A 22,187-nucleotide genomic window follows, 5' to 3' on the forward strand; every position below is an offset into this window, starting at 1 on the left:
ACGGATCGAATTCGTTCCGCGCAATTCGACGGTCAGGTCCGCGGGATCGCATAGCTCGCAATGCCGCCCTCCAAAACGGCAAACGAAACCCCGCCTACATCCGAAGACCTAGACGGGGCTTTCGTGCTTTCACCTCTCGCAAGGCTGCGGCATTTGTTAGCAAAGCATCGAGGCATCGGCTTGGTTCCGGCCGCAGCAAATTCTATTGCGGGTTCCGCGCGCGATATTTCTGTCGACGACAGCGCGGAGGTCGAACAGTGCTCTTGCCGGTATTGCCTCAGCGCCAGAATGATGGCCGGCTGGATCCATTCAGCGCGTTGGCCAAGGTCGTTTCGTAATATTCTTCGCGCTCGCGTTCGAACTTCTGCTGGGTTTGCCTGAAGCTCGCGACGCGTGCTGCGATTTCGGCACGGTCGCGCGCGAGTCTTTCTTCCTTCTCCGTCATCGCCCATCCATTTTTTTGATTCGCGCCCGCCATCATTGGCGTGCGCGAATGGGGCGTGAATGGGGAGGCCTTGTGATCGCGCGCCGCCTGAAGCGAAGGCGGTGGATAAGGTGTGGCGCATTCTTGTCGCTCATGCGGGTTCCCGTTAGCGAAAGACAAACGGGAGGTTCCAATGGCAAAGATCGATCTGGATTCATTGAGCATCGAAGAACTCGCAGGCCTGCGCGAGCATGCTACCGACAAGTTGTTCGAGAAAGTCGCTGCGCGCCGCGCCGAGCTCGAGGCGGAACTGGAAAAGCTGGTGCAATACGGCAAGCCACCGGTGAAGAAGACGGAAAGCGCACCCGCACCCAAAACGAAGAAGTCGGAAGAAGCCAAGGAGCCGAAGGAATCCGTGGCCAAGGCAGCATAATGAGGCAGCATGACGCGTCGGTGTGACAAGGCGGCGCGGCATAAGGCGGCTTGATAAGGCCGCCTTGCCGGATGTGCGTGCGGCGTAGCTTGGCAGCGCGCATCGGTCTGGCAATCCGAACGACCGTGCTATAATCCGCGCGGCCCAACAATTCGGAAAATATCAGCGGTGATCGCCAAGGATTTGCGCAGCGGCGTCGAGCAACTCGGCAACATGATCGCCGAAGCCGCATGTATCGTTCCCTTCACCGGTGCCGGCATTTCCACGGAATGCGGCATTCCCGATTTCCGCTCCCCGGGCGGCCTCTGGACCCGCAACCGCCCGATCGCGTTCGACGAATTCGTTGCAAGCGCCGACGCCCGTGCCGAGGCCTGGCGGAGACGGTTTGCGATGGAGGCAACTTTTGCAGCGGCCAGGCCCGGTCGCGGGCATCGCGCGCTGGCCTCGCTCTACAAAGCCGGCAAGACGCCGGCGATCATCACCCAGAACATCGACAATTTGCATCAGGTGTCAGGCTTCAGGGCCGATGACGTGATTGAGCTGCACGGCAACACCACCTATGCCCGCTGCATCGGCTGCGGACATGCCTATGATCTTCCTTGGGTAAAGCAGCGTTTCGAGGAAACTGGTAGCGCACCCGACTGCACCATCTGCGACGAGCCGGTAAAGACGGCCACGATCTCGTTCGGACAAGCGATGCCGGAAGACGCGATGCGCCGCGCCACCGAACTGGCGCAGCATTGCGACCTGTTCCTGGCAGTCGGATCTTCGCTGGTTGTTTGGCCCGCCGCAGGTTTTCCGCTGATGGCCAAGAACTGCGGCGCGAAGCTCATCATCATCAACAATGAACCTACCGAGCAGGACGACGTTGCCGATCTGGTGATCCGTCACGACATCGGAGAAACGCTCGGACCGTTTGTAGGCAATTGATCTCCAACTGATTCGCGGCTGTGCAAGCCTGTTCATAGTTGCAGGCCAATTTGTTTTTTTAGCTATGCGCCACAATCGGGAGTGTTATCTTTGATTCGAGAGATTCGCGCTGCGTTATCATGATGGTCATGGTAGGGCGCGTGTTCCGGTCCGCTACGGCGACAGTGGACCGCTTTTTGAAGTGTGAGGTCCGGGGTCATGGGGTCGGACGAATTTGGGTCCAAGAAGCTCGGGGGGCCGCCGACAGGCGGGACAGGGCAGAACAGGCTTGGACCAGGTGAATACGCAGCCGGCGCACAGCGCGATCCGGCGGCGGACGCGCTGTCGGGGCTCGGCGATGCCGCAGCAAACCTTGTCGAAATATCGGGCATCATCAAATGGTTCGATGCTTCGAAGGGTTACGGCTTCATCGTGCCGGACAATGGCTGGCCCGATGTGCTGCTGCACGTCACGGTGCTCAGGCGCGACGGCTACCAGACCGCCTATGAAGGCGCGCGGGTGGTGGTCGAATGCGTGCAGCGCGCCAAGGGCTATCAGGCGTTCCGGATTGTCTCGATGGACGAGTCCACCGCGATCCATCCGGCGCAGATGCTGCCGCCTCGGACTCATGTCAGCGTTACGCCGACCAGCGGTCTGGAGCGGGCCCAGGTCAAATGGTTCAACCGGCTGCGCGGTTTCGGCTTCCTGACCTGCGGCGAGGGCACGCCGGACATCTTCGTCCACATGGAAACGCTGCGCCGCTTCGGCATGACCGAACTGCGGCCGGGCCAGTACGTGCTGGTGCGCTACGGACCCGGGTCCAAGGGCATGATGGCGGCGGAAATTCATCCGGAGACCGGCCCGTCGGCGCTGTCGTCGCATTGATCCTGCCGTACCACTGACGCAAACGTGAGCCGGCCGTCGCGCCCCAGCGCGGCGGCCTCTGGCATTTGCCGCAATCCTCAGGTTAGGGTTCCCGGCAATTTCTCCTGGGATATCCGGCGTGAGTGCTTTGATGAATTTCGCTTTGATGGTTGCGCGGCTTCGCATCCCGGACCGCCTCATGACGTCGCTGGCCGCTGCGTCTGCTGTGCTCTTTATTCTCTGCGCCGATCCTGCCGCGCGGGCCGCGAGCGTTCAGCCGCTCGAGATCGCCACCAAGTCAGGCGTACGCGTGTTCCTGGTCGAGATGGCGACGACGGAGGAGGAGAAGACTCAGGGGCTGATGCACCGAAAAGAACTCCCGGACGGCAAAGGCATGCTGTTCGATTTCTCGCCGGAGCAGCAGATCTCGATGTGGATGAAGAATACCTACATTCCGCTCGACATGATCTTCATCCGCGCCGACGGCCGCATCCTGCGAATCGCTGAGAACACCGAGCCGCTCTCCACCAAGATCATCTCCTCGGGCGGGCTTGCCAGGGGGGTCCTGGAAGTGATTGCCGGCACGGCGCAAAAATACGGCATTCAGCCCGGCGACCGGGTGGCCCACCCGTTGTTTAGCAAGCGCTGACCGGTTTCCATCGCCTTGATGGCTGCGGGTTTAGCGTGTATCGAGCATTTCCAGCGTCGGATCGGGGTATAGCGCAGCCTGGTAGCGCGGCAGTTTTGGGTACTGCAGGTCGTTGGTTCGAATCCAGCTGCCCCGACCAAAACACCATTAATATCAATGAGTTGCGAGGGCCTCTTTTGGACCTGCAGTATCTCAGAACCCCACCAGAACCCTTTCTTATTTTGGAACCGTAGTTCGTGCTGGCTGCTCGGGCTTCCTAAAGGCCGTTCGATAGTCCGGCCGTCTCACGCCTTCGCTTTTTCCTCGAAGCAGTTCCTTTTGCCAAGCCACGACCTCGTCGAGGTAAAAGCCCAACTTCATCGGCGTGAGATAGCAGGGCTTTGGGAAACTGCCTTCCTTTACCAGCCTGTCGAGGGTCGATCTGCTGATTGGTATGCGCTCGAGCAGGTCCGCAATCGATATCATCGCGCGCAGCTCGATCGTCTGGTCGCACTGTTTCTCATTCATGACGCACACCCTGTCCGCCCCGAGTCATCTTCAGCAGAGAAGCTCACTCGCGGTAATATGTCGACTATGGACCGTGGTTTTATAAACAACCAAATGTTCGCCTTCTGGGATGGACGGACGGCGACTCGTGGCTTGGAATTTGCGGTGGCATCGCGTTGAACGCGGTCTCTCGCAAGAAAAACTTGCCGTGGATGCGCAGGTGGATCGCACGTATGTGAGTAGTTTGGAGCGCGGCATGGAGAATCCCACCGTATCTGTGCTTGAGCGGCTTGCTGAGGCGCTTTCAATCCAAATATCCGATCTTTTTCGAATCCCCTCACGAGGAGAGCGTCCTCCTAAGCCACTGTCCGGGGGGCGTCGCGCTAAGGATCGGAAAGTGGCGAAGCCCAATTAGCTCGCACTGTCACAGCAACGACTAGCAGTACCTGTGGGAGTTGCGGGACTGGGTCCAAAACGGTGCACCAGCGTCGCGACCAAATGGCGGTACACGCTGCTTTCTTATATACACACAGCTGTTAGTAAGTTGACAGCAGTCATTGCACCCAAGTTCGTCAACCCCGACAATTTAGGGCTGATTCGAACAATCCCCCCTAGGAGCATGACATGGCAATGCTGCCGTACGTTACGGCCACCGGCAATGTTGAGAAAGCACTGATGGGCATCAAGGCCGCCGCAACGCCCGCGAAGGTTACTCAAGATTTCGTCAAAACAATATTGAAAGTGCCCGGCGGGTCGGGCGACCAGATGACGTCCTACCTGAAGAAGATCGGATTTGTGAACGCCGACTCCACTCCGTCAGACATCTACACGCGCTTCCGAAATTCGGGCACAGCAGGCGCTGCCGCTGCTGCGGCGTTGCGGTATGGCTATGCGCCTCTCTTCAAGCGGAATGAGTTCTGGCACGCACTCGGTGAAAACGAAATTCGAGGTCTTGTTCTTGAAGAGACCGGCCTCGCCAACGATTCACCTACTGTCACGATGATCCTCAATTCGATGAAGGGCGTGAGGAAATTTGCGACCTTTGAGCCCGATGGAACTTTGCCTGAGAAGCCCGAGCAGCCTGAGCATCCGCACGTCCAACTTCCTGCATCGCCCATTCCGCCGCAGATACCTGGCCAATCGTTGGGATTGAACATCGGCTATACCATCAATCTGAATCTGCCAGCTACGTCTGACATCGCAGTGTTCAATGCGATCTTCAAGAGCCTCAAAGAAAACCTTCTGAAGGCCTCCGATGGATAGCAGCCACCACCTTCGCTCGTTCGGCATGTCCGGCATGATGATCACGGATGAGCTGCGAAGCATTGAGCAGCAGTACAACATCGAGCTCGGTCACATAGCTCCGGCCATCAAGCAGAGCGCGCTCGAGTACTATCCGCAGTTCGAAAAAGAGGTTCGTCAGCAAGCAGCGGCGATGGCCCAGTATTACGAGCTGTTTTACTGCCTAGAGCAATCCGCCCGCAAGCTCATTACCGAGACGATGGATGAAGCTGAGGGGCCGGATTGGTGGGAAAAGAAGGTGCCCCAAGCCATTCGGGAATATGTGAACAAGCTCATCCAAGACGAACTTGATATGGGCATGACCCCGCGCTCGGAACAGGCGATTGATTACACAACGTTTGGCCACCTGTTCGACATTATCGGTGCGAATTGGGCTCACTTTGAACCGATCTTTACCAGCCGATTAGCCGTTCAGCGCATCGTCAAAAACTTGAACATGCTGCGCGGGCCTATCGCCCACTGCTGCCCAATGTCCGAGGATGAAATCGACAGGCTGGTACTGACAGTGAAGGACTGGTTCAGGTTGATTGGCTAATTGAAAGGCAGGCCGCAACTTGGATCTGGACCAACGCATATTCTACATCGTCGTCGTGCCAGATGGTGGTCGGCCCGAGCAGGCTTCGATAATGCAGGGTTTTGCACCGAGCCTAATGCGCAACGCCCGCCTTGTCCGAGCCGCAAGTTACTTGCCGTCGACTGTCTATGATCTGACCAAAGATGGGCAGGACACGCTGATTGCGCGGCGAGTGGCGGGACAGGCCCCCGTAAACTGGTTCGGCCAGACGCCGCGCGCCATTAGGTCGATGCCGATTCCACCCAATGCGCCCTTCACCGTTATTCTCCTCGGACCAGGGCAAGACCCCCGCGAATACGACGAATGGATCGCGACCTGCCCTGTGGAGCCCACCATCGTCGCGGAGACGGGAGGTCACCTTTCCTACGAGGAACTGAACCACGAGGCGCTTCGGAAGAGATTCATTGCGGCGATCGACAAGCTTCCTGCAGAAGTCGATGCCGACTCGGTCGCCGAGGCGAGGCAGTTCCTGGAAAATTGGCTCGAAATCCCTGATCGGGACATCGGCTATCACGTCGGCGGGCATAACTCCATCACTCCTAACCTTCTAGTGATGGCAAGCGTGGGGTACCGCAACGTCGTCGATCACGAGTTTGACGACATTGAGCGCGGCAATGCGCCCTATATCGAACAGATCGTGAAGACGTCACGCAGCGTGCTCGACCTTCGCACTGGCGATGGTCAGCGGGACATGCATCGCATCTTCCGCCCAACGCTCGATCTCAATCTCTACGCGCCTGCTATCTATCCGCGGTTCTTCGATGTGCCGGTACCGTCTGATGCCGCCGCCGACGAAAGGAGGCGCTTCTCCCTAGTGCGAGACGCGATGCAAAGGCAGACCGGATACAATTACTTCAACGCAAGCGATAGTGCGAAACGTGCACTTCATAACCTCGATCTCAAGACGGGCGAGCCGATAGAAGGGCGTCCGCCCCACTTTCATTTCCTGATCGGCATGAGGCGCGATGAACTCAATATCGGCACCGACGCCGTGGCGGCTCTGGCGACATCCGAGTTCGCTCCGGTAATCCGTCTCCCGAACGACGTGAACCGCACGGGAGGCCTCGTGCGGACATTCGCACAGCAGTACCGTGCCGCGAACACAACACCTAGGAAGCGTCTCCTCGCGTTCCGGCAGGTGCAAGAGCGGATGAAAACCGCCGTCCCCACCGAGTTCATCGAGTTCATCCAGCGCGCGAAGGTTGGTGTGCGCGTTATCGCGGATGCGCATGTCGAGTGGCTTAATATCGACGGGCTACCCCTTTGCATCCGCAAAGACACCGCAAGGCTGCCTGTTACGCCGGGAAATCTCTTCATCGATGAGATCGGCATGAAACCGCTAATCCTCTTGACGCCCAAGGAACTGCAGCACGTGCTTGTCATCAGCGCTCTTAAGCGGGATGACCCGATCGCCCAAATGTTCGACATCGCCTTTGATGCCTTCGGCCAACACTGGAAGGAGAACCTCAAGGTGGACCACGTCGAAGTCTCGAACGCCGACGAATTGGTGGCCGCGATCAACGCCTTCGAGGGCCAGGTGCTAGTATTCGATGGACACGGTGCCCATAGGGACAAGGAGGCGGCAGCGCTCTACCTGCAGGATGAGCCGATCGACGTCTGGACCCTTCGCGATCGGATTATACGGATGCCGCCGATCGTACTCCTCAGCGCATGCGATACACATGCCGCCGATCGCAATCATGCGACCGTTGGCAACGGCTTCCTGGCACTGGGCGCCCGCGCGGTGCTGGCCTCAGTGTTTCCTCTCTTTGCGCCGACCGCAGCTACTTTCATTGCGCGGCTCCTCTACCGAATCTCAGCCTTTGTTGAGGTCGCCATTAACATACGGCAGCGTGCACTGACTTGGCTCGAAATTGTATCTGGTATGATCCGGATGCAACTCCTCAGCGATCTAAACCGCGCTCTTGAACGCGCAAAATTGATAAATAGCGAAGTCTATCTGGACATCGGTACGCGCGGTAACGCGGCAATCAATGGCGAGCACGAAGACCCCTTCGCCGCGATCCTCCAAATGTACGAAGAGAGTGGAGTTCCGAGGGGCGACCTCGATCGCGTGTTCGAACTGACAATCGCGAATTCCAGCGTCATAAGCTACCTACACTTGGGACGGCCGGAGACAATCCTTGTGGACCTGCCGGAGCGGATTGAAGACCAGTTCAAGCAAATGGCCAACCAAGATGTGAGGTAAGGCGCTCAAACAGGGCCCACGCCGTTAAGGGGCACAAGCCGCCGCTCACGCCCAAGGCGGGAGACCTCCGCTTTGCGTTGTGAGCCGACCTTTCTGAATACACGCTAGGCCCCGGTTGCCCGGAAACGGGCGAGTGAGTGTCTTGGGGTTCTGGGGTCCTCAAACCGGGGTTCTCAGAACCCTTTTTGCTGAATTAACGGTACGAAGAGGGATACGATGTACGGAGGTGAGTTCCAATTTTTCAATGAGATAACCTTCGTACATCGTCCCGAGTTCTGTACAATGTTGCGTTGGTGGCCGTTTTGGGTACTGCAGGTCGTTGGTTCGAATCCAGCTGCCCCGACCAATAAAATCAATGACTTGTGACGTCTTTTTCGGATTGAATCTTCCCAGCACAAGTGGGGAAGGGGCAGGGGAACAATTGTGGCTGGTAGGAAGACAGTCATTCTGGTGCGGCAGGCCCTTCTGCTGGGGCTGGTGATTTGTTTTGTCGCCGCAGGGAGCCGGCAGGCGGCGGCCAATCCCGCGCAGATGATTTCCGATTTTCGGCTAAAGCACGGGCAGAAGCGCGTAACCCTGGATACGACTCTCACACGGATAGCACACGATCAAGCTCAGGCGATGGCCGCAAAGGACAAACTGGATCACGATGTCCTTGGCCGGTTCAATACGCGTGTCGGGCCGGCGGGAGCAGGTCGGGCCGCAGAGAACATTGCGTACGGCTACGACGGTTTTCCCAAGACCCTCGACCAGTGGATCAATTCGTCCGGGCACCGGAAGAACCTCCTGTTGCCCGGCGCGACGCGCGTAGGTGTTGCCAGCGTGAAAAGCGCGCGGACCGGTCGTACGTACTGGGCCATGGTGATCGCCGGCGACTATGAGCGTCCCAAGGCGCCGAAGAGTGCGCCAAAGAGTTCGCCGAAGGATTCAAAGCAGGCAAACGCTGCGAAGTCCAAATCGCGCGCGGCTGAGGCTTGTCGACTGAAGATTCTCGGTCTCTGCATTTAGAGTTGAAACCGAGATATCGGAGTGGCTGCTTTCGCGGCGCGCTCAGTGATGGCTTATCCGAGGCGTGACGGACGACGTTGTCGATAACGCCTACGCGTGCGCGCGACCTTTCGATACTGCAATTTCGCTTTCATGACTTGTGACACCGCCACTTGTGACTCCGCAGCGAATTCGTGGCTTGCAATTTCGTTCCTGTTATGTTCTCTTTGGTCGTTGTTTGGAGGTGACCAATGGATGTCGAGAAGCAACGGGAAATCATCCGGCTCTGGAATCGCATGCGTCGGGTCGAAGGCCCGCTCGCGGAGGAAATCCGCATTCAGATCCTTGAGTGCTTTGCGCAGCCGGATTCGCCGAGCGAGCGCATGAACGAGCGGCGCGCGGTGCTGGGTCGCGTGCCGGTTCGGACCGCGCAACTGTATCGCATTGGCGAACGCAACAATAACGCAACGCTCTGACGGCTTTCGTATCCTGGCGAGGTTGATTCGACGGCCGTCAAGATTGACGAAATCGATCCGCGGTGCATGTTGCGTGTATGTTGTCGCGTGTGCGCAATCATTTCCGAGATGCGAAGTTCGCCCGCATGAGCAGCGGGACGTACTGCATCATTCGCGATCTCGGGCTGGTCAAGGGCGGCAAAGGAATGCGGCACCATGAGGTGCTCGTCACCTTCAGTCTCCGGGCGTTGCGGCGCTGGGTCGGACGGGGTTGGCGGCGCCTTATGACGGCGTCGAAGAAGCCGGAGGTTTCGGCTCGGCCTGTCGCAGATACGTAGCCGCAACTGCTCGGCTGCCGGCGATCATCGCCGCGCTGCCTGCCACGCCAGCAGTCTGTGCTCCGCCAGCGACATCGCCACCGACGTCACGTAACCGGTGACGCCAAGCAGGATGACACCTGCGAACAGGTCGGCCGAGCGGAACGCGCGGGCTGACAGCAGAACCCAATGGCCGAGGCCGTCGAGGCCGGCCAGGATTTCGCAGACCACCGACAGGATCAGCGCCACCGTCAAGCTGAGGCGCATGCCGGCGAGGATGTCGGGGCTGGCGGAGGGCAGCGCGATCTTGAAGATCACCGCGAGCCGCGACATCTGCAGCGACCGCGCGACCTCATAGAGCCGCGGCTCGACCGCCGCAAAACCGTGGATGGTCGCCAACATGATCGGCCAGATTGCGCCGAAGGCGATCACGAACAGCGCCATCGCCTGGGTTAGCCCAAGCATCGCGATCGCCACCGGAATGATCGCCGAGACCGGCAGCGGCCGTAGAAACTCCAGCGACGGCGCGACATAGGTCCGCATCGTGCGCGACGATCCGATGATCGCGCCGATCGCGATGCCGGCAATGGAGGCGGCGAGCCAGCCATAGGCCATGTGTTCGAGCGTGCCGGCAAGCTTGCTCCAGAGATCACCGGAGAAAAACCCGCGCACCAGCGCAGCCCAGGCCCGGTCCGGTCCCGGCAGGAACACCGGCGAGACCAGTTTTAGATTGGCGATCAATTGCCAGAGCGCAATGAATCCGGCCGCGACCGCAAAGCTCGCCACACGCCAGAGGAGGGCCGCGCGGTTCATGCGCTGTCTCCGCTCAACGCGGCGCGTCCGAACAGGTGGTTCTGGGCGACGGTCAAGAGGACGTTCAGCGCGTAGCCGATCATGCCGATCCAGACCAGGTAGGCCAGCATGAGGTCGGGACGCAGCGCCTGCTGCGCCAGCATGATGCCGGCCCCGAGGCCGAGCGGGTTGATCGCGATTTCGACCGTCACGGCGACGATCAGCGCGATGCCGGCCGACAGGCGGAACGCGACGAAGATCCGCGGCAGCGCTGCCGGGATGATGATCTTCCAGACCCGCTGTGCCGGCGGCAGCCGCAGCGCCCGCGCCACCTCCATCAGCCGCGGCTCGATGCTACGCACGGCCGCGCGCGACAGGATCAGGACCGGCCAGACGCAGGCGAACGCCACGATCACGATTTCCATGCGGTAGCCGAAGCCAAGCGCGATCAGCGCGATCGGCAGCAGCGCAATCGAGGGAATCGGCCTGATGGCCTCGACCGTTACTTCCATCAGTCGATCGAGCGTATCTGAAATCCCGAAGGCGATGCCGAACGCCAAGCCGATGGTGGTGCCGATCGCAAGGCCTGCGAAAGCTGAAAACAGCGTGTCGCGCGTCGCCGCCAGGATCGAGAGATCGGCGAAGGCGCCGAACAGCGCCATTACGATCTCGCTCGGCGGCGCAAGGCTGTCGCTCTGCAGATGGGTGGCGCGTGCCCAGACTTCGAACGCCACCAGCACGGCGAGCGGCAGCACGAGCGCCTTGGCGGAATTCGCCGTCACTGCTCGGTGGCCTTGATGAAATCGAACAATTGCCGCCGCAGCCGCAGGAATTCCGGATGCTCGCGGGTCGACAATTGATCGCGCGGGCGCGGCAGGTTGACCGAAAGCTCGATGCCGATCCGTCCCGGATGCGGCAGCAGGCCAATGACGCGGTCGCCAAGATAGATGGCTTCGTCGAGGTCGTGGGTCACGAAGATCACGGTAGCGCCGCTGGCTGCCACCAGCGATAACACCTCGTCCTGCAATCCCTGGCGCGTCATCGCATCCAGCGCGCCAAACGGCTCGTCCATCAGAAGCGTCTTCGGCTCCTGCGCCAGGCAGCGGGCGATCTGCAGGCGCTGCTGCATTCCGCCTGACATTTCTGACGGGTATTTGCCGGCATGGCCGGGCAGGCCGACCGTGCGCAAAAGTTCCTCGATGCGGGCAGGGCGCTCGGCTGACGGCATGCCGCCCGCTTCCAGCGCCAGTGAGACATTGCCCGCTGCGGTGCGCCACGGCAGCAGCGCCTTGCCATAATCCTGGAACACGATCGCGATCTCGCGACGCGGCTCGCGCATCGGCTGGCCGTCGAAATTCACCTTGCCGCTGGTCGGTTGGTACAGACCGGCCGCCAGCCGCAGCGCCGTGGTCTTGCCGCAACCGGAGGCGCCGACGATGCAGAGGAATTCGCCGGGCTGTACGCCCAGGCTCAGATTCTCGATGATGGTCTTGCCGCCGAGGACGAGTGTGACGCCGTCAAATGTGATCTGGGGCGTGGCAGTGCCGGATACGGCTTCGAGGCGTTTTGCGGCGCTTGCCATGATGTCAGCTCTCGTTGCCTGGGGGATAGACGAAATCCATGGTCGAACGCAGATGCGCCGATAGCATCGCTTGAGACCCCTGAATGTCGCGGCCGATCACGCGGTCGGCGAGCAATTGATGCGCGCGCACGAATTTCTTGCCGCTATCGACGGAGCGCATCATCACGCGACGGTAGCGATAGGCCTGGTCGTAGAGATCGGAATGGGCCGTCAGCAAACGCTTCGAGCCGCACGCCGCCAGCAAGGCGGTGTGAAAGCCCTTGTGCAGCCGGTCGAAATCCTCTGCGCCCTCGCGGAATTCATCGCCGGTCCGCTCGATGTGGCGGCGCATCTGGTGCAGCGCGCTGACGATGCCAGCCTCCCAGGCATCGTCGCCATGGGTGATCGCCAGCCTGATGGCCTCGATCTCGATCGCCGTGCGCATCGTGGTGATGTCGAGCAGATCCTCGCGACTGACGTCGGCGACGCGGAAACCGCGCTGCCCGGTGCCCACGATCAGCCCCCGCGACATCAGCCGTGACAGGCCCTCGCGCAAGGGGGTGGCGCCGATCTCGTAGCGCTGCACGAGGTCGACGATGCCGAGCCGCGATCCCGGCGGCAGATGACCGGCAAGAATGTCCTGCTCGACCAGCGTGGCCGCGCGCTCGCTCAAGGTAGCGGCCTCAGTCACCGGTCGGCTCGATTGGCGCTCAGAGGCCGGCATCGCGAAATCCTTTACTTCAGGACGAGCTTTGAGGTGTCGAGCTTGGATTGCAGCATCTTCTGTGACGACATCACCTCGATCCACCAAGAGAGCTGCTCCGGCTTCAGTACCGGTTCGGAGCGGTTCGGCGGCGTCGCCTTGACCAGTTCGATCGGCTGCTTGGTGAACTTGGCAATCGAGTTCGACGCCTTTTCGCGGTCATTGTTGACGATCTCGGCGGATTCGGCGAGCGCATCGCGAAATTTCTTGACTGCCGCGGCGTTCTTTTCCGCCCATTCGCGCGAGGCCGCGTAGAAGATGATCGGATCGGTGCGCGCCAGTTCGACCGCATAGCGCGCCCCGACCGAACCAAGGCCGGCATTGGTCATCCGCGTCACCAGCGGCTCAGCGGTCAGCACGGCGTCGACGCCGCCGGACTTGATGATATCGGCCATCGTCGGAAAGGTGACCTCGACGAAATTGACACTCTTGGGATCGACGCCTTTCTCCACCAGCCATTTCACGAACAGCACATGCAGGAAGGCGTTTAGCCCCGGCGCACCGACTTTTTTGCCGATGAAATCCTTCGGCTCCTTGATGGTGATGCCGTTGCGGACGAAGGCGGTGATGTTGCCGTTCGACACCGGGCTCATGATGGTAGCACCCGCAATAGCGACGAGATCGAGCCCACCGTCGACGGCCTGCAAAAACACCGTAGAGGTCGGCCCGCCAATCTGGATCGAATTCGACAGGATCGCCGCCGGGATGTTCGAGTTGATGCCGATCGGCGTCATCTCGACCTCGAGCCCATGCTTTCTAAAAATGCCCTCGTCGATCGCGATCATTGCCGAGGCGCAATCCGAGGTCGCCGTGCAGCCGACCTGGATCTTGGCCTGCGCAAAGGCGGTACCGGTCAGCGCCACGCTGACGGCAAGGGCGGCTAGGGCCTTTTTCACAGTGTTCTCCCCACTACACATTTTTCTGTCTTGTTTATCGATATTTTTTTTGATCATATATTTCACCGAAAAACAAGAGGGCGTCAGGTGAAACTCGCAACAATAAAGTCGGGCGGTCAGGAAAAGGTCGCCATCGTGCATAGCGGCGACAGGCTGCTCTTTGATCTCGCGGCGGCGGCCAGCCGCAACGGAGGTGCCAATCCTGCCTTCGCTTCGATGCTGGCGCTGATCGATGCCGGTGACGCCGCGATCGAACAGGCGGCAAAGGTGTTCGACAAGCACGGCAAGGACGAGAGCTTGTCCATGAAGATCGAGGCGGCCGAAATTCTCGCGCCGGTCCCCGAGCCGCGGCAGATGCGGGACGGCATGTCGTTCCCGCTGCACATCCTGCAGGCGCCGCGCGGGCAGCTCAAGCTGGCCGCACGCGCCAAGGGCGACATGGCCGAGCTGGCGCGGATCGAGGCCGAGCCGCTCGGCGAACTGCCAGAGGTCTATCGCAAGCAGCCGATCTACTACTTCACCAACCGCTTCAGCGTGCGCGGCACCAACACCACCGTGAAGTGGCCGCGCTACAGCCAGATAATGGACTATGAGCTCGAATTCGGCATCATCACCAGGAACAAGGGCGCCAACATCTCCGCCGCCAAGGCCCAAGACCACATCTTTGGCTATACGATCTTCAACGACTTTTCCGCGCGCGATGCCCAGCGCATTGAAATGGAGGGACGGCTAGGCCCGGCAAAGGGCAAGAGTTTCGACGGCGGCAACGTGATGGGCCCGTGGATCGTGACGCCAGACGAGATCGGCGATCCCTACAAGTTGAAGATGGAAGCGCGCGTCAACGGCGAGACGCGCTCGCAAGGGGTGACCGAGGGCATGCTATTCTCGTTCGAGGAGATCATCGCCCATGTCAGCGAGGACGAGACCCTGATGCCCGGCGAATTCATCGGATCCGGCACCGTCGGCAATGGATGCGGGCTCGAACTCGGCTGGTATCTCGAACATGGCGATACCATCGAACTCGAAGTCGAAAAGATCGGCATATTGAAGAACCGGGTCGAGCGGCAATAGCCGTTTGCGACCACGCTCCACAAAAAGAACATCCAGCGAGGAACCGCCATGGCGCGCAGATTGATCGACATTTCCGTCCCCCTGCAAAACGACGTGCCGGCCGATCCGCCCGGCAACCACCCGACCATCCAGTACATCGATCACCAGCAGGGCCTGCCGCGCATGCTGCAGTTCTTCGAAGGGTTGAAGGCGGAAGATCTGCCTGATGGCCAGGGCTGGGCGGTGGAGCAGGTATCGCTCTCCACCCACAACGGCACGCATCTGGATGCGCCCTGGCATTTCCATCCCACCATGAACCGCGGCGAGCGTTCATGGACCATCGACGAGGTGCCGCTGGAATGGTGCTTCCAGCCGGGTGTGAAGCTCGACTTCCGGCATCTTCCGGATGGCTACGTCGCGACCGCCGAGGATGTCGAAGCGGAATTGAAGCGCATCGGCCATACGCTGTCGCCACTTGAGATCGTCGTGGTCAATACCAGCGCCGGTGCCAAATATGGGCAGCAGGACTACGTCACCTCCGGCTGCGGCATGGGCTACGAGGCGACGATGTATCTGTTGGAGCGCGGCGTGCGCCTGACCGGCATCGACGGCTGGAGCTGGGATGCGCCGTTCGTCTACACCGCGAAGAAATATGCCGAGACGAAGGACGCCAGCCTGATCTGGGAAGGCCACAAGGCCGGCCGCCACATCGGCTATTGCCACCTCGAGAAGCTGCACAATCTCGAGCAATTGCCGTCGACCGGATTCATGGTGTCGTGCTTCCCGGTGAAGATCGAGCGCGCATCTGCAGGCTGGACCCGGGCGGTCGCCATTCTCGACGGTTGAAGGCTGCACGCAACAACAACAAGATCGGGGAGAGAACGAATGACGGATTTGCGCACGGCCCCGCTGCGGGGATGCTTCTGCTGTGGTCAATCGAGTTCGTCATTCGCAGCACCAAGCCGGCGTGGCTTCATGCTCGGTGCCGGCGCGCTGGCGATGACGACGGCGATCGGTGGTGGCTGGGTGGGGGCACAAACCGCCGACGCAAAGCCGTTCCGGATTGACGTTCACCATCATCTCTCGCCGCCAACCTACGTGACCGCGTCGAACGACAGCGGCTTCGGCGATCCCTTGATGAAGAACTGGACGATCGAGAAATCGCTCGCCGATATGGACAAGGCCGGCATCGCCACTGCGATGCTGTCCGTGACCACGCCCGCGGTCAATTTCACCAAGGGCGATACGGCACGAAGGCTCTGCCGCGAGTCGAACGAATATGCCGCTAAGCTGGTCGCGGATTATCCGGGGCGGTTCGGCAATTTCGCGATGCTGCCGCTCGCCGACGCCGAAGGCAGCCTGCGCGAACTCACTTATGCGCTCGACACGCTCAAGGCCGACGGCATTGCCTTGATGACGAGCTACGGCGACAAATGGCTCGGAGATCCGTTGTTCTTGCCGGTCATGGAGGAGCTCAATCGCCGCAAGGCGCTGGTCTACACCCATCCCACCGCGGCCAATTGTTGCGTGAACCTGGCGCCGACGCAGCCGCCCGTCATGATCGAGTTCGGCACCGACACGACGCGCACGATCGCCGACATCGTCTTCTCCGGCAACGCGCGGCGGTTTCCCGAAATCCGATGGATATTCTCCCACGCCGGCGGAACGATGCCGTTCCTGATCGAGCGCTTCGTCCGGCATCCGCTGCTGGCGCCGAAGGCGAAGGAGACGGTGCCCGACGGCACGCTCACCGAGCTGAAGCGATTCTTCTACGACACCGCGCAGACGTCCAACCGTGGTGCGATGTCGGCGCTGGCGGCGATCATTCCTCCGTCGCAGATCGTGTTCGGGACCGATTTCCCGTACCGGACCGGCATCGATCATGTGAAGGGGCTGCGCGAGGCGGGTGTGTTCACGGAGGAGCAGATGGCGGCGATCGAGCGGGGGAATGCGCTCAAGCTGCTTCCCCGGCTTGCAAGTTAAGCCGGGCGCGGACGGCGCTCTCTGTGCACGGAAGCAATCGGCCAAAGAAAAAGGCGTGCCGTTTGGCACGCCTGATTCCGTTAACGATCCCGTCTGACGCGACGGCGATCGGCCTATCACCACCTGCAGACGCGGGCGCCGTAGGCGTTCCACCAGCAGCGCGGGCCAGGGCGCACAACAACGGGCCCACCATAGAAGCCTCGGCCGCGATAGAAGCCACGACCGCCGCGATAGAAGCCACGGCCGCCATAATAGCCTCTGCCTCTGCCGCGGTACGCCTGTGCGGACGTGGTTGTTCCGCCCACCAGAATCGCAGACGTGCTGGCCACGTAGACGAACAACAAAGCCAGCGCTGCAAGACAGCGGGTCAGGATATTGTAGCGTTTAGCCATTCGAGAATCTCCCGGTCACTTCCGAAACACCTGCACTTCGGCACTATCTCACGTAGACGCGCGAGAATGCTTTCAGTTCAGATGCACTAAGACAATATTTTTACTAAGGTTCTTTCGGGCTTTCCGGACTTTATTGAGAAGGGGAGGTAAGGTCAAGTTACGGTGGTTTTGCTGCGGATTCCTGCGGCGCGCATTCATCTTCCTGAATGTTGGATGAACACTTAGGATTGTGCGCTGCAGAACTTCGATTGAAAAATCTGCAAGGCCACGCCAAGAACTTGATGTCGACACGATCTCCATTTTTCAGCGCAAGACGATCCTCTCCTGACGAGTACCCATGCCAAAAAAACACACTTATGTCCTTGGTCTGAACACCTATGACCATGATGTCAGCGCCTGCCTGTTGCGCGACGGCGCCATTGCGTTTGCGATCGCCAAGGAGCGGATCACGCGGGCCAAGCACGCATCGGGCTTCTACAAAGAAGTGATCGATTATTGTCTCGAAGCCGAAGGCATTGCGCTCGACGACGTCGATCTCGTGGTGCGCAATTGCTACATCCTGCCGGTCCCGGAAATGGAAGAGCGGCTGGTCTATTTCGACGCGCCGGGCTTCCTGCCGGAATTCGAGCGCGACGAGGCTGCCAAGCATCCGCTGTATCTGAAACATTCGGACAAGGTGGTCACGATCTCTCATCACCTCGCGCACGCTTACAGCGCGTTCGCGGTGTCGCCGTTCGAGGAAGGCGTCGTGATGATCGTCGATGGCGTCGGCAGCTACCGGTCCGACGTCATGGAATCCTTTCCCGCCAGCGACACGGCAACGCCGCTCGCGCGCGAGTCCGAGAGTTACTACCAGTTCAACGGAACGACGCTGGAATGCGTCAAAAAGGTCTGGATGGAGCCGGACCGCGGCTTCCTCAGCGACGAATTCTACACCATGCCCGGGCTCGGCGCGCTCTACAGCCGCGCCTCGACCTACATCTTTGGCGACTGGAACAAGTGCGGCGAGCTGATGGGACTGGCGCCCTATGGCCGCCGCGACCAGGTCAAGCATCTGCTTGAACTCACCGACGACGGCAAGCTGCACGTGCCGCACTGGAACGCCACCGACTTCAAGCAGCCTTACGTGTTCGAACCCGGTAGCAATTGGGAAAAGAGCCCCGCGATGCGGCACTGGGAAGACCTGGCCTGGCGCACGCAGGACGATACCGAGAACGTGCTGCTGGCCCGCGCCCGCTGGTTGCGCGAAACCACCGGCGCCAAAAACCTTTGCATGGCCGGCGGCGTCGCGCTGAATTGCGTGGCGAACGGGCGTCTAGCCCGTGAAGCCGGTTTCGAGAACGTCTGGATTCAGCCTGCCGCGGGCGATGACGGGATTGCGATCGGCTGCGCCTATTACGGCTGGCTCGAAATCCTGAAGCAGCGCCGCGCCTTCGTGATGGATCACGCCTATGTCGGCAGGCGCTACAGCGACCAGGATGCCGCCAAGGAGTTACAGAAGTTTCTGGTGCGGATCCAGGTCGACGCCGTCAGGAGCGACAATGTCTGCCGCGACACCGCCAAACTGCTCGCCGATCAGAAGGTGATCGGCTGGTTTCAGGACCGCTCGGAATTCGGGCCGCGCGCGCTCGGCAACCGCAGCCTGCTGGCCGATCCACGCAAGCCCGAGATGAAGGACATCCTCAACAGCCGCGTAAAGCACCGGCAGGCGTTTCGGCCGTTCGCGCCGATCGTGCTGTCCGAGCGCATGAAGGATATTTTTGAAGGCGAGGAAGACTCGCCCTTCATGCTGATCGCCAAGCCGGTTCGCCCTGAATGGCGCGACAAGATCCCGGCGATCGTGCATGTCGATGGCACTGCACGCGTCCAGACCGTGCGCGAAGAAACCAATCCGATGCTCTACCGCCTGCTGAAGGAATTCGAGGCGTTGACCGGCGTTCCCGTGCTGATCAACACCTCATTCAACATCAAGGGCGAGCCCATCGTGGAAGCGCCGCAGGACGCCGTGAACTGCTTTCTGACTACGGGCGTCGATCATCTGGTGATCCACGACACGATCGTATCGAAGAACGCGATGCACAAGGTGGTGGCGCCGCTAGTCAATATCTACACCGACGTGCGGACGTTGGTAGCATCGACCGCGCAGCCGGCCTGAACCCGCCTGCCGGAGACCAGCCGAGAGCCGCTCAGGCGGCCTTCGGCGCCGCCGGCTTCAGCGGCTTGTCCTGCCGCTTTGACCAGGAAATGTAGTAGGCGACGATGGTCATGATCGCGATGCCGGTCACGCTGACGAAGATCTGCGCGAACAGCGAGCCCGAGCTCATCGACAGTTCGAAATGCCCGACGAACGACAGGAACACGCCGACGCAGAATACGGCGAGCGACTGCTGGCCGCAGACCACCAGCGGATCGAAAATCCTCCACTCCAGCCCCGGCCATTCCTTCGGCACGAAGCGGATGATCAGGATCACGATCGCCACGAAGTGCAGGAAGCGATACGGCGCGAGGTTGGTCTTGTCGTTAGGATTGAACGTCGAATACAGCCACTGCGGGAACATTTCGCCGAAAGTCGGGAATCGGCCGGCCATGGTCATGATCAGGGCGAAGATCAGATAGCCGATGCACAGATACAGCGTGATAGGCGCGTTGATGATCGCGAGGTTGTTGCGGGCGCCGCCTAGCGCGCACCATGCGCCGAATACGAACAGCACCTGCCAGGCGAACGGATTGAAGTACCAGGTACCCTGCGGGTAGGCGGGCAGGTTCCAGCCGGTCTGCCGCGACACCAGCCACAGCACGATTGCCGCCACCATGGTCCAGTTGGGCTGGCGCAGCATGATCCATAGCACCGGCGGGAACAGACCCATCAGCACGATGTAGAGCGGCAGCACGTCGAGATTGACCGGCTTGAACTTCAGGAACAGCCCCTGCCGCAGGGTTTCGGTGGCGTTGTCGATCAGGCCGACCACATTGAAGTCGTTGACCAGTTGGGAATCGCCGAAGCGCAGGGCGAGATAGCTGATCGAGGCGATATAGATCACGAACAGGATGATGTGGGCGACATAAAGCTGCCAGACGCGTTTGGTCAGTCGGGTGGCGCCGACAATGAAGCCGCGCTCGAGCATCATCCGGGCATAGACGAATGAGGCGGTATAGCCGGAAATGAAGACGAACAGGTCGGCGGCGTCGCTAAACCCGTAATTGCGGGTGGTGATCCAGTTCACGACATTGTCTGGAATATGGTCCAGATAGATCGCCCAGTTCGCGACTCCGCGAAACAGGTCGAGCCGGAGGTCGCGTCCTTTTTCTGGCAGGGTAGCGTTGATTTTCATGGGTGCCGCTTCGTGATGCTTTCTGGAAGATCGCGCCGCAAGACCGGGTCCCGGGCGCCGGATAGCCCTGGATTGTCACAGTACGGCATAATGACTATACCGGTACGGAAATGGTACAGCCGGATTTCTGGAATCACCGATCAAATTCCTGAAAGGTGTCTCTATACTATCCCGGCCGTTTCCACCAAACGCTTCCATGTCGCATATCGCTTGAGGACCCGACCATCCAATGACCGCCCGCATTTTCAAGCCTGCCAAGAACGCGATGCAATCGGGAAGGGCCAAGACCCAGGAATGGCAACTCGATTACGAGCCCGAGCAGCCGCAGGCGATCGAGCCGCTGATGGGCTGGACCTCATCCTCCGACATGAAGCAGCAGCTCACCTTGCGCTTCGACACCAAGGAAGACGCGATCGCATATTGCGAGCGCAAGGGCATCGCCTACCAGGTGATCGAGCCCAAGGATTCGGTGCGCCGGCCGGCCGCTTACGCCGACAATTTCGCCTTCAAGCGCGTCGAGCCCTGGACCCACTGAGAGAGCCCGGCCGGCACGCTTTCCGGTCGTGCGACGCGAGGGTGTTGCGGCCAGGACTACTGTGCCGGGTCAGATGCCGCCGGACTTGGGGATATCGGCAGCGGCGCATCCTTGGCGACGCCAAGCACCGGGAAGGTTCTGATATTGCGGACCTCGGGCATCGCTGAAAATTGCAGAAGCTGCTGGTGCATGCCCTCGACGTTTCGCGCCACGCATTTGAGCAGATAATCGGCGTCGCCCGAAATGCGCCAGCTCTGCTGGACCAGCGGTATTGCCGCGATCGATTTTTCGAACGCCTGCAACGTCGCCTGAGCCTGGCTCTGCAACTGAATCAATACGTAGGAAATAACCTCGTAACCAAGGAGCTTTTCGTCGAGCGTGGCCCGGATGGCACTGACATAACCGCGCTCGCGCAAGGACCGAACGCGCCGTCGGCACGGAGGCTCCGAGAGGCCGACCCTGTCCGCCAGCTCATTGTTGCGGATGCGTCCGTCCTTCTGCAACTCGGACAGGATTTTCAGGTCGAATTCGTCGAGGGGTTGACGTTCCGTCATCGGCACCTCATCCGCCCTCCGGCCTGCCGCGAGCCGTGACATCAGGGGAGGGCGCGCGCTTGGTTTGCGCCCGCTCAGGCGTCGCGCCAGGAGCGACGCCCGATAGTACCAGCTTCTCATGGGCGGCGACGATCGCCTCCTTGGTGAGCCGCCCTCCGGGCCGGTACCAGGCAGTGAGGCCGGTCAGGAGCGACAGGATCGCAAACGTCGCCACCTGGATGTCAACGACCTCGAACTCGCCTTCCGCGACACCCTCGGTGAGAATTTCCGCAAGCCGCCGCTCATAGGCGCCGCGCAGCGCCACGATCTCCTCGTAGTTCTTCTGCTCCAGGCTTCGCAGCTCGGAATTGGCGATGAAGACCTCGCGCTTCTTGGTCATGTGGTAGCTGACATGAAAGGCGACGAAGGCGCGGAGCTTGTCGGCCGGCCCCTGTTTCCCCTGCAGGGCGCGATCGAGCTGGCGCAGCAGCTCGTTGATGTGGTCCCGTACCAGCACGAACAGCAATTCCTGCTTGGTCGAGATGTGATTGTAGAGCGAGCCCGACTGGATCCCGACTTCGGCCGCAAGCTGGCGCAGGCTCATCGCCGCGTAGCCGTGCTCGAAGATCAGGCGCAGCCCGGCTTTGCGGATCGCCTCCATCGTCTTGGGGCCGTGTGAGCCGATCGTCCGCGCCATTTGGCCTCTGAGAGTGGAGGGCGTTCGCCGCCCTTGAAACGAGC

Annotated in this window: 27 protein-coding genes and 1 tRNA gene; 17 read left to right on the forward strand and 11 right to left on the reverse strand. The window is 60.5% G+C overall.

The window, feature by feature from the left end:
- Nucleotides 1–277: 277 nt before the first annotated feature.
- Nucleotides 278–481, reverse strand: a complete 204-nt coding sequence (locus V1290_RS36140; protein WP_334368847.1) for a hypothetical protein — start codon at nucleotides 479–481, stop codon at nucleotides 278–280.
- Between the two features lie 136 nt (nucleotides 482–617).
- Between V1290_RS36140 and V1290_RS36145 the strand changes: the two genes are divergently transcribed.
- The 5 genes from V1290_RS36145 to V1290_RS36165 all read left to right on the forward strand — a co-directional run bounded on the left by V1290_RS36145 (nucleotide 618) and on the right by V1290_RS36165 (nucleotide 3,418).
- Nucleotides 618–857, forward strand: coding sequence for a hypothetical protein (locus V1290_RS36145; RefSeq protein ID WP_334368848.1), 240 nt, complete (start codon nucleotides 618–620; stop codon nucleotides 855–857).
- 168 nt (nucleotides 858–1,025) lie between these two features.
- On the forward strand, nucleotides 1,026–1,787 hold the full coding sequence (locus V1290_RS36150) for an SIR2 family NAD-dependent protein deacylase (RefSeq protein ID WP_334368849.1): 762 nt from the start codon (nucleotides 1,026–1,028) through the stop codon (nucleotides 1,785–1,787).
- A 198-nt stretch (nucleotides 1,788–1,985) separates the two neighbouring features.
- The gene (locus tag V1290_RS36155; protein WP_057845021.1) at nucleotides 1,986–2,651 is read left to right on the forward strand and encodes a cold-shock protein; all 666 of its coding nucleotides are present in this window, start codon (nucleotides 1,986–1,988) and stop codon (nucleotides 2,649–2,651) included.
- 178 nt (nucleotides 2,652–2,829) lie between these two features.
- Nucleotides 2,830–3,279, forward strand: a complete 450-nt coding sequence (locus V1290_RS36160; RefSeq protein WP_334369283.1) for a DUF192 domain-containing protein — start codon at nucleotides 2,830–2,832, stop codon at nucleotides 3,277–3,279.
- Nucleotides 3,280–3,341: 62 nt separating this feature from the next.
- Nucleotides 3,342–3,418 (forward strand) — tRNA-Pro (locus V1290_RS36165).
- Between the two features lie 77 nt (nucleotides 3,419–3,495).
- Here V1290_RS36165 and V1290_RS36170 read toward each other — a convergent pair.
- On the reverse strand, nucleotides 3,496–3,786 hold the full coding sequence (locus V1290_RS36170; protein ID WP_334368851.1) for a helix-turn-helix transcriptional regulator: 291 nt from the start codon (nucleotides 3,784–3,786) through the stop codon (nucleotides 3,496–3,498).
- 109 nt (nucleotides 3,787–3,895) lie between these two features.
- Here V1290_RS36170 and V1290_RS36175 point away from each other — a divergent pair, with 109 nt between their 5' ends.
- From V1290_RS36175 to V1290_RS36205, 7 genes are all read left to right on the forward strand, one after another.
- Complete coding sequence (locus V1290_RS36175; RefSeq protein WP_334368852.1) at nucleotides 3,896–4,180, forward strand: helix-turn-helix domain-containing protein; 285 nt, start codon at nucleotides 3,896–3,898, stop codon at nucleotides 4,178–4,180.
- A gap of 209 nt (nucleotides 4,181–4,389) precedes the next feature.
- Nucleotides 4,390–5,028 carry a DUF5343 domain-containing protein gene (locus V1290_RS36180; RefSeq protein WP_334368853.1) on the forward strand — a complete coding sequence of 213 codons (639 nt, stop codon included), beginning with the start codon at nucleotides 4,390–4,392 and terminating at the stop codon, nucleotides 5,026–5,028.
- Nucleotides 5,021–5,602 carry a Swt1 family HEPN domain-containing protein gene (locus tag V1290_RS36185; RefSeq protein WP_334368854.1) on the forward strand — a complete coding sequence of 194 codons (582 nt, stop codon included), beginning with the start codon at nucleotides 5,021–5,023 and terminating at the stop codon, nucleotides 5,600–5,602. Before V1290_RS36180 ends, V1290_RS36185 begins: the two co-directional genes overlap by 8 nt.
- 19 nt (nucleotides 5,603–5,621) lie before the next feature.
- Nucleotides 5,622–7,850, forward strand: a complete 2,229-nt coding sequence (locus tag V1290_RS36190) for a CHAT domain-containing protein (protein WP_334368856.1) — start codon at nucleotides 5,622–5,624, stop codon at nucleotides 7,848–7,850.
- A 465-nt stretch (nucleotides 7,851–8,315) separates the two neighbouring features.
- Nucleotides 8,316–8,858 carry a CAP domain-containing protein gene (locus tag V1290_RS36195; protein ID WP_334369284.1) on the forward strand — a complete coding sequence of 181 codons (543 nt, stop codon included), beginning with the start codon at nucleotides 8,316–8,318 and terminating at the stop codon, nucleotides 8,856–8,858.
- A gap of 230 nt (nucleotides 8,859–9,088) precedes the next feature.
- A complete protein-coding gene (locus V1290_RS36200) occupies nucleotides 9,089–9,313 on the forward strand; it encodes a hypothetical protein (protein ID WP_334368857.1) in 225 nt (74 codons plus the stop codon).
- 125 nt (nucleotides 9,314–9,438) lie between these two features.
- On the forward strand, nucleotides 9,439–9,630 hold the full coding sequence (locus V1290_RS36205; RefSeq protein ID WP_334368858.1) for a hypothetical protein: 192 nt from the start codon (nucleotides 9,439–9,441) through the stop codon (nucleotides 9,628–9,630).
- A gap of 24 nt (nucleotides 9,631–9,654) precedes the next feature.
- Here V1290_RS36205 and V1290_RS36210 read toward each other — a convergent pair whose 3' ends face one another.
- From V1290_RS36210 to V1290_RS36230, 5 genes are read right to left on the reverse strand one after another with little or no spacing between them, the layout of a single operon-like run.
- A complete protein-coding gene (locus V1290_RS36210; protein ID WP_334368859.1) occupies nucleotides 9,655–10,422 on the reverse strand; it encodes an ABC transporter permease in 768 nt (255 codons plus the stop codon).
- Nucleotides 10,419–11,183 (reverse strand): ABC transporter permease, encoded by a 765-nt coding sequence (locus V1290_RS36215; RefSeq protein WP_334368861.1) that lies wholly within the window; start codon nucleotides 11,181–11,183, stop codon nucleotides 10,419–10,421. The genes V1290_RS36210 and V1290_RS36215 overlap by 4 nt, the downstream gene beginning before the upstream one ends.
- Nucleotides 11,180–11,983 (reverse strand): ABC transporter ATP-binding protein, encoded by an 804-nt coding sequence (locus tag V1290_RS36220; protein ID WP_334368862.1) that lies wholly within the window; start codon nucleotides 11,981–11,983, stop codon nucleotides 11,180–11,182. The genes V1290_RS36215 and V1290_RS36220 overlap by 4 nt, the downstream gene beginning before the upstream one ends.
- A gap of 4 nt (nucleotides 11,984–11,987) precedes the next feature.
- On the reverse strand, nucleotides 11,988–12,686 hold the full coding sequence (locus V1290_RS36225) for a GntR family transcriptional regulator (RefSeq protein ID WP_334368864.1): 699 nt from the start codon (nucleotides 12,684–12,686) through the stop codon (nucleotides 11,988–11,990).
- Between the two features lie 11 nt (nucleotides 12,687–12,697).
- Nucleotides 12,698–13,621, reverse strand: a complete 924-nt coding sequence (locus V1290_RS36230; RefSeq protein ID WP_334368865.1) for an ABC transporter substrate-binding protein — start codon at nucleotides 13,619–13,621, stop codon at nucleotides 12,698–12,700.
- 87 nt (nucleotides 13,622–13,708) lie between these two features.
- Here V1290_RS36230 and V1290_RS36235 point away from each other — a divergent pair, with 87 nt between their 5' ends.
- The 3 genes from V1290_RS36235 to V1290_RS36245 all read left to right on the forward strand — a co-directional run bounded on the left by V1290_RS36235 (nucleotide 13,709) and on the right by V1290_RS36245 (nucleotide 16,654).
- Nucleotides 13,709–14,692, forward strand: coding sequence for a fumarylacetoacetate hydrolase family protein (locus V1290_RS36235; protein WP_334368866.1), 984 nt, complete (start codon nucleotides 13,709–13,711; stop codon nucleotides 14,690–14,692).
- A 48-nt stretch (nucleotides 14,693–14,740) separates the two neighbouring features.
- Entirely contained in the window at nucleotides 14,741–15,517 is a 777-nt protein-coding gene (locus V1290_RS36240) for a cyclase family protein (protein ID WP_334368868.1), read from the forward strand.
- 129 nt (nucleotides 15,518–15,646) lie between these two features.
- Nucleotides 15,647–16,654 carry an amidohydrolase family protein gene (locus V1290_RS36245; protein WP_334368869.1) on the forward strand — a complete coding sequence of 336 codons (1,008 nt, stop codon included), beginning with the start codon at nucleotides 15,647–15,649 and terminating at the stop codon, nucleotides 16,652–16,654.
- A 116-nt stretch (nucleotides 16,655–16,770) separates the two neighbouring features.
- Here the strand turns inward: V1290_RS36245 and V1290_RS36250 are convergent, their stop codons facing one another.
- Entirely contained in the window at nucleotides 16,771–17,046 is a 276-nt protein-coding gene (locus tag V1290_RS36250) for a hypothetical protein (RefSeq protein WP_334368870.1), read from the reverse strand.
- 337 nt (nucleotides 17,047–17,383) lie between these two features.
- On the opposite strand from V1290_RS36250, the gene V1290_RS36255 reads away from it, so the two are divergent.
- Complete coding sequence (locus V1290_RS36255) at nucleotides 17,384–19,201, forward strand: carbamoyltransferase family protein (protein WP_334368871.1); 1,818 nt, start codon at nucleotides 17,384–17,386, stop codon at nucleotides 19,199–19,201.
- 31 nt (nucleotides 19,202–19,232) lie between these two features.
- Here the strand turns inward: V1290_RS36255 and V1290_RS36260 are convergent, their stop codons facing one another.
- Nucleotides 19,233–20,378, reverse strand: coding sequence for an OpgC domain-containing protein (locus V1290_RS36260; RefSeq protein ID WP_334368872.1), 1,146 nt, complete (start codon nucleotides 20,376–20,378; stop codon nucleotides 19,233–19,235).
- Between the two features lie 229 nt (nucleotides 20,379–20,607).
- Here V1290_RS36260 and V1290_RS36265 point away from each other — a divergent pair, with 229 nt between their 5' ends.
- Nucleotides 20,608–20,913: an ETC complex I subunit gene (locus V1290_RS36265; RefSeq protein ID WP_334368873.1), complete on the forward strand. Its 306-nt coding sequence runs from the start codon at nucleotides 20,608–20,610 to the stop codon at nucleotides 20,911–20,913.
- A 56-nt stretch (nucleotides 20,914–20,969) separates the two neighbouring features.
- Here V1290_RS36265 and V1290_RS36270 read toward each other — a convergent pair whose 3' ends face one another.
- Entirely contained in the window at nucleotides 20,970–21,467 is a 498-nt protein-coding gene (locus V1290_RS36270; protein ID WP_334368874.1) for an Lrp/AsnC family transcriptional regulator, read from the reverse strand.
- A gap of 7 nt (nucleotides 21,468–21,474) precedes the next feature.
- Nucleotides 21,475–22,143, reverse strand: a complete 669-nt coding sequence (locus tag V1290_RS36275) for a TetR/AcrR family transcriptional regulator (protein WP_334368875.1) — start codon at nucleotides 22,141–22,143, stop codon at nucleotides 21,475–21,477.
- Nucleotides 22,144–22,187 lie beyond the last annotated feature (44 nt).

The sequence above is a fragment of the Bradyrhizobium sp. AZCC 1578 genome (assembly GCF_036924675.1).
Taxonomy (GTDB): domain Bacteria; phylum Pseudomonadota; class Alphaproteobacteria; order Rhizobiales; family Xanthobacteraceae; genus Bradyrhizobium.

What these genes read in the sequence shown, in the direction of transcription:
- V1290_RS36140 (WP_334368847.1), bottom strand. Translation starts at nt 481, where the DNA reads ATGATGGCGGGCGCGAATCAAAAAAATGGATGGGCGATGACGGAGAAG.
- V1290_RS36145 (WP_334368848.1), top strand. Translation starts at nt 618, where the DNA reads ATGGCAAAGATCGATCTGGATTCATTGAGCATCGAAGAACTCGCAGGC.
- V1290_RS36155 (WP_057845021.1), top strand. Translation starts at nt 1,986, where the DNA reads ATGGGGTCGGACGAATTTGGGTCCAAGAAGCTCGGGGGGCCGCCGACA.
- V1290_RS36160 (WP_334369283.1), top strand. Translation starts at nt 2,830, where the DNA reads ATGACGTCGCTGGCCGCTGCGTCTGCTGTGCTCTTTATTCTCTGCGCC.
- V1290_RS36170 (WP_334368851.1), bottom strand. Translation starts at nt 3,786, where the DNA reads ATGAATGAGAAACAGTGCGACCAGACGATCGAGCTGCGCGCGATGATA.
- V1290_RS36175 (WP_334368852.1), top strand. Translation starts at nt 3,896, where the DNA reads ATGGACGGACGGCGACTCGTGGCTTGGAATTTGCGGTGGCATCGCGTT.
- V1290_RS36180 (WP_334368853.1), top strand. Translation starts at nt 4,390, where the DNA reads ATGGCAATGCTGCCGTACGTTACGGCCACCGGCAATGTTGAGAAAGCA.
- V1290_RS36185 (WP_334368854.1), top strand. Translation starts at nt 5,021, where the DNA reads ATGGATAGCAGCCACCACCTTCGCTCGTTCGGCATGTCCGGCATGATG.
- V1290_RS36200 (WP_334368857.1), top strand. Translation starts at nt 9,089, where the DNA reads ATGGATGTCGAGAAGCAACGGGAAATCATCCGGCTCTGGAATCGCATG.
- V1290_RS36205 (WP_334368858.1), top strand. Translation starts at nt 9,439, where the DNA reads ATGAGCAGCGGGACGTACTGCATCATTCGCGATCTCGGGCTGGTCAAG.
- V1290_RS36210 (WP_334368859.1), bottom strand. Translation starts at nt 10,422, where the DNA reads ATGAACCGCGCGGCCCTCCTCTGGCGTGTGGCGAGCTTTGCGGTCGCG.
- V1290_RS36220 (WP_334368862.1), bottom strand. Translation starts at nt 11,983, where the DNA reads ATGGCAAGCGCCGCAAAACGCCTCGAAGCCGTATCCGGCACTGCCACG.
- V1290_RS36225 (WP_334368864.1), bottom strand. Translation starts at nt 12,686, where the DNA reads ATGCCGGCCTCTGAGCGCCAATCGAGCCGACCGGTGACTGAGGCCGCT.
- V1290_RS36240 (WP_334368868.1), top strand. Translation starts at nt 14,741, where the DNA reads ATGGCGCGCAGATTGATCGACATTTCCGTCCCCCTGCAAAACGACGTG.
- V1290_RS36245 (WP_334368869.1), top strand. Translation starts at nt 15,647, where the DNA reads ATGCTCGGTGCCGGCGCGCTGGCGATGACGACGGCGATCGGTGGTGGC.
- V1290_RS36250 (WP_334368870.1), bottom strand. Translation starts at nt 17,046, where the DNA reads ATGGCTAAACGCTACAATATCCTGACCCGCTGTCTTGCAGCGCTGGCT.
- V1290_RS36255 (WP_334368871.1), top strand. Translation starts at nt 17,384, where the DNA reads ATGCCAAAAAAACACACTTATGTCCTTGGTCTGAACACCTATGACCAT.
- V1290_RS36260 (WP_334368872.1), bottom strand. Translation starts at nt 20,378, where the DNA reads ATGAAAATCAACGCTACCCTGCCAGAAAAAGGACGCGACCTCCGGCTC.
- V1290_RS36265 (WP_334368873.1), top strand. Translation starts at nt 20,608, where the DNA reads ATGACCGCCCGCATTTTCAAGCCTGCCAAGAACGCGATGCAATCGGGA.
- V1290_RS36270 (WP_334368874.1), bottom strand. Translation starts at nt 21,467, where the DNA reads ATGACGGAACGTCAACCCCTCGACGAATTCGACCTGAAAATCCTGTCC.
- V1290_RS36275 (WP_334368875.1), bottom strand. Translation starts at nt 22,143, where the DNA reads ATGGCGCGGACGATCGGCTCACACGGCCCCAAGACGATGGAGGCGATC.